Annotated in this window: 3 protein-coding genes, 5 tRNA genes and 1 rRNA gene; 8 read left to right on the forward strand and 1 reads right to left on the reverse strand. The window is 38.6% G+C overall.

Annotated features, from left to right (window positions below):
• Positions 1–39: 39 nt before the first annotated feature.
• The 4 genes from PSF42_RS20410 (at position 40) to birA (ending at position 2420) form a co-directional block, all read left to right on the forward strand.
• Positions 40–115 (forward strand) — tRNA-Thr (locus PSF42_RS20410).
• Between the two features lie 26 nt (positions 116–141).
• Positions 142–257, forward strand: a 5S ribosomal RNA gene (gene rrf, locus PSF42_RS20415).
• Positions 258–414: 157 nt separating this feature from the next.
• Positions 415–1449 (forward strand): UDP-N-acetylmuramate dehydrogenase, encoded by a 1035-nt coding sequence (murB, locus tag PSF42_RS20420; protein ID WP_272680561.1) that lies wholly within the window; start codon positions 415–417, stop codon positions 1447–1449.
• Positions 1446–2420 (forward strand): bifunctional biotin--[acetyl-CoA-carboxylase] ligase/biotin operon repressor BirA, encoded by a 975-nt coding sequence (gene birA / locus PSF42_RS20425; protein WP_272680562.1) that lies wholly within the window; start codon positions 1446–1448, stop codon positions 2418–2420. Before murB ends, birA begins: the two co-directional genes overlap by 4 nt.
• 39 nt (positions 2421–2459) lie before the next feature.
• Here the strand turns inward: birA and coaA are convergent, their stop codons facing one another.
• Positions 2460–3410 carry a type I pantothenate kinase gene (gene coaA, locus PSF42_RS20430; RefSeq protein ID WP_125895258.1) on the reverse strand — a complete coding sequence of 317 codons (951 nt, stop codon included), beginning with the start codon at positions 3408–3410 and terminating at the stop codon, positions 2460–2462.
• 426 nt (positions 3411–3836) lie between these two features.
• On the opposite strand from coaA, the gene PSF42_RS20435 reads away from it, so the two are divergent.
• From PSF42_RS20435 to PSF42_RS20450, 4 genes are all read left to right on the forward strand, one after another.
• A tRNA-Thr gene (locus PSF42_RS20435) sits at positions 3837–3912 on the forward strand.
• Between the two features lie 15 nt (positions 3913–3927).
• Positions 3928–4012, forward strand: a tRNA-Tyr gene (locus PSF42_RS20440).
• Between the two features lie 75 nt (positions 4013–4087).
• Positions 4088–4162, forward strand: a tRNA-Gly gene (locus PSF42_RS20445).
• A 6-nt stretch (positions 4163–4168) separates the two neighbouring features.
• Positions 4169–4244: transfer RNA gene (locus PSF42_RS20450), tRNA-Thr, on the forward strand.
• Positions 4245–4364 lie beyond the last annotated feature (120 nt).

Genomic DNA, 4364 nt, shown 5'->3' on the forward strand with positions numbered 1-4364 from the left:
TTTTAAGGTTGTGTCAGTACTGACTGACCGCACCATATTGCTGATATGGCTCAGTTGGTAGAGCACACCCTTGGTAAGGGTGAGGTCCCCAGTTCGAATCTGGGTATCAGCACCATATAATCGGCATTTAAAAAGAATTTACCTAGCGGCAATAGCGCGGTGGTCCCACCTGACCCCATGCCGAACTCAGTAGTGAAACGCCGTAGCGCCGATGGTAGTGTGGGGTCTCCCCATGTGAGAGTAGGGAACTGCTAGGTTTTAAATATAAAGAAGCCACCTAATTGGGTGGCTTTTTTGCATTTCACGAATAGCGTAATTTTTACTAATTATCTTATTTTCCTAATCTTGCTATTCACTCGTAATCCAGCCTGATAGACTTATCCTATCCTAGTTTTATTTGTACTGAAGGCTGTAATGAACCTAACGTCTGAACTTAAATCATTTAATAGCTTTGGCATTCAAGCAAAAGCATTATCAATTGTTTTTGTGGATAGCCAAGAATCTTTACTCCAACAATGGGCCGAGGCTAAAAATCAGCAACTTCCCGTATTATTATTAGGGGGAGGAAGCAATGTTCTATTTGTTGCAGACTTTGAAGGTGTGGTAATTATCAATCAGCTGAAGGGTATAAAAATAACAGAAGATAACAGCTATTGGTATGTTCATGCCCAAGCAGGTGAAAATTGGCATCAATTGCTTGAGACGTTATTGGGTAAAGGTATTTTTGGTGCAGAAAATTTAGCATTGATCCCGGGTTGTGTTGGCTCTGCTCCCATTCAAAATATTGGAGCTTATGGTATAGAGTTGAAAGATATATGTGAGTATGTCGATGTACTCTCTCTAGAAACGGGTAAAGTAGCTCGGCTAACTGCAGCTGAGTGCCAGTTTGGCTATCGTGATAGTATTTTTAAGCATGAATACCAATATGGCCATGTCATTATCAGTGTTGGGTTAAAACTTGCTAAAGAATGGACACCTAAGCTTATGTATGGTGACCTTGCTCAACTTGACCCCAATACAGTAACGCCAGAACAAGTATTCAACTCGGTATGCCAAACACGTAGAAGTAAATTACCTGACCCTACAATAACGGGCAATGCGGGGAGTTTCTTTAAGAACCCCGTGATTTCGGTAGAAAAGGCACAGGCCATAAAAGTAGCTTATCCTAATTGCCCCCAATATGAACAAGCTGATGGCAGTATTAAATTAGCCGCAGGTTGGCTAATTGACCAGTGCGGTTTAAAAGGTCATCAAATTGGTGGCGCTGCAGTTCACACGCAACAGGCGTTGGTGCTAATTAATAAACAGCATGCAACAGGGCAAGATATTGCTAACTTGGCGAAATATGTAAGTCAAACAGTAGCAAAGCGCTTTGATATCATTTTAGAGCCAGAAGTCAGGTTTATAGGTAAAATGGGAGAAGTTAATGCAATGGATTATATTCGATGAAAGAAACTAATATTCCTTTACAGCTAATTGATATCTTAGCTGATGCTCAGGTCCATTCGGGGGAGCAACTCGGTGAACAATTAGGAATGACAAGATCTGCAATTAATAAACATATCAAAACATTGCGTTCATGGGGATTAAACATAGAAACAATCGCTGGCAAAGGCTATAAGTTTCCCTATCCAATCAATTTATTAAACAAAGAAGCTATTAAAAAACAAGTTGATAGCGTGAATATTATTGTTGAGCCAGTTATTGATTCAACGAATCAATACATGTTAGAACGCATTAATAGCCTGAAGTCAGGGGATACTTGCTTAGCCGAATATCAAAGTGCTGGGCGTGGTAGAAGAGGGCGCCAGTGGATCTCACCATTTGGCTGTAATCTCTACCTTTCTATGTATTGGAAATTAGATCAAGGCCCAGCTGCAGCTGTGGGACTAAGTCTTGTTGTGGGTATCGTGATTGCTGAGACTTTAAATAAAATTAGCCAAGAAAAAGTGAAAGTAAAATGGCCGAATGACCTGTATATGAATGATAAAAAACTTGCAGGAATTTTAGTTGAATTAACTGGTAAAACAGGAGATGCAGCCCATATTATTATTGGTATAGGTATTAATATTGGTATGAATAATAACAATATTGAAAGCTCAAAATCAATAACACAAGAATGGTCATCACTAAGAGATGAAGTTGAAAATATAGAGCGTAATGAATTATCTGCAAATATTATTAAGTCATTAAGAGAGTCCTTGGCTATATTTGAACGAGAAGGACTAAAACCATTTTTAGAACGTTGGTTTAAATTAGATAATTTTCTCAATAGGCCAGTTAAGTTATTGATAGGTAATGATATAATAACAGGCATTGAGCGTGGGGTTAATGAGCAAGGTGCATTATTACTACAAAAGAATAATGGGGAAATAGCACCCTATATTGGCGGGGAAATATCCTTAAGGCCAAATGATTGATATATTATTGGCCGGAGACAAGCCGGCCAATATAAATAATTATTTTCTTATTCTAACACTCTGAATAGAATGATTTTCACCTTTGGTCATAATTAAACTCGCCCTTTCCTTGGTTGGTAATATATTTTCTTCAAGATTTAATCCGTTAATTTCATCCCAGATAGAGCCTGCAATATTAATTGCTTCTTCTTCCCTTAACTTAGAATAATTATGGAAATAAGAATCAGGATCTGAGAATGCTCCCTGCCTAAATTTAAGAAACCGGCCGATATACCATTGTTTTAATAATTCAGGGGCAGCATCAACATAAATAGAAAAATCAACAAAGTCAGATACAAAGACATGATGAGGATCTTGCGGGTAATCCATATCACTTTGTAAGACATTCAGTCCTTCGAGTATTAAAATATCAGGCTGATCAATGATTTGTTCTTGGTCAGGAACGATATCATACGTCAAATGTGAATAAACAGGAGCTGTAACGTTACGTGCTCCTGATTTTATTTGCGACACGAAGTTAACGAGTTTTCGCATATCATAAGACTGCGGAAACCCTTTTTTCTTCATAATATTCCTATCTTTTAATACTTGATTAGGATGTAAGAAACCATCCGTTGTAATCAAATCAACTTTACGGTGTTCTGGCCAACGAGTAAGTAGCGCTTGTAGTAAACGTGCTGTTGTGCTTTTACCAACGGCCACACTACCCGCGATACCAATAATATAAGGCACTTTAGCGCCGTTAGTACCAAGAAATTGTTCTAGAACTGCCTGACGACGTAAGTTTGAACTGATATAAAAATTCAATAAACGCGATAAAGGTAGATAAATCTCTATAACATCTTCCATAGAGAGTTCTTCGTTAATCCCTTTTAGCTCTAGGAGTTCGCTCGATGTTAATGTAAGTGGAACTGAATCACGTAAAGTTGCCCAGTGTTCTCTATCAAACTCTAAGTATGGCGTAGTAATAAAATTTTCTTTCTTTTTCATAAACCAACATCTGCCTATTTTATGCAGGTTGGACAGGTTGCCTAAACACCCGTATCCATAAAATTTGCTAGCATCATAGCGAGTGAAAGTGGGGAGGCGTAGGTTTTTTTCTATTTTTTATGAGTTTTTTTTGATGTAGGCAGAAAAAATGATACTGAGTGATGAAAAAAACACCTAAAAATGGAAGGGTAAAACTGTGATATTGAATAAAAAATATTAATTTTGAAAATTTTAGATCTCATTCTCCCTTTACTGACTAAATAGTAATGGACTATAGTTAATAGCTGCTGTTGATGTTTTAATCTTAAAGTAGTTAAAAAATCAACAAAAATGCAAAAAGCGAACAAAATGTGAGCGAACAGACAAAAAAGTTAATTTTTTTGTTGCAACCTGCGCCGACTCTACCTAGAATGCGCAGCACTTGATGCCGGCATAGCTCAGTTGGTAGAGCAACTGACTTGTAATCAGTAGGTCCCGAGTTCGACTCTTGGTGCCGGCACCATTAAAAATTTGGATAGGTGGGATACCCAAGCGGCCAAAGGGAGCAGACTGTAAATCTGCCGTCACAGACTTCGAAGGTTCGAATCCTTCTCCCACCACCATCTCCAAGAAATTTTCTTTAGTGAAAATTTTGAGGAACAGTTTAACAGCTGATAACTCAGGTAGCCGAGTTCATTGCGGGCATCGTATAATGGCTATTACCTCAGCCTTCCAAGCTGATGATGCGGGTTCGATTCCCGCTGCCCGCTCCAAGATGTGCTGATATGGCTCAGTTGGTAGAGCACACCCTTGGTAAGGGTGAGGTCGGCAGTTCGAATCTGCCTATCAGCACCACTTCCTTTATGTTCTCAATTATCTTCCTGATTTGTCTCCTGAAAAAAACAAGCGAAAATAAATTCTTGCTTGGTTGATGTGGTTTAACCACCGATTCCGTGTCTTAGAGGGACAATCTAA

The sequence above is a fragment of the Providencia sp. PROV032 genome, from assembly GCF_028484875.1.
Taxonomy (GTDB): domain Bacteria; phylum Pseudomonadota; class Gammaproteobacteria; order Enterobacterales; family Enterobacteriaceae; genus Providencia; species Providencia rettgeri_E.

Coding starts and splice junctions, on each gene's coding strand:
- birA (WP_272680562.1), top strand. CDS start 1,446: ATGAAAGAAACTAATATTCCTTTACAGCTAATTGATATCTTAGCTGAT.
- murB (WP_272680561.1), top strand. CDS start 415: ATGAACCTAACGTCTGAACTTAAATCATTTAATAGCTTTGGCATTCAA.
- coaA (WP_125895258.1), bottom strand. CDS start 3,410: ATGAAAAAGAAAGAAAATTTTATTACTACGCCATACTTAGAGTTTGAT.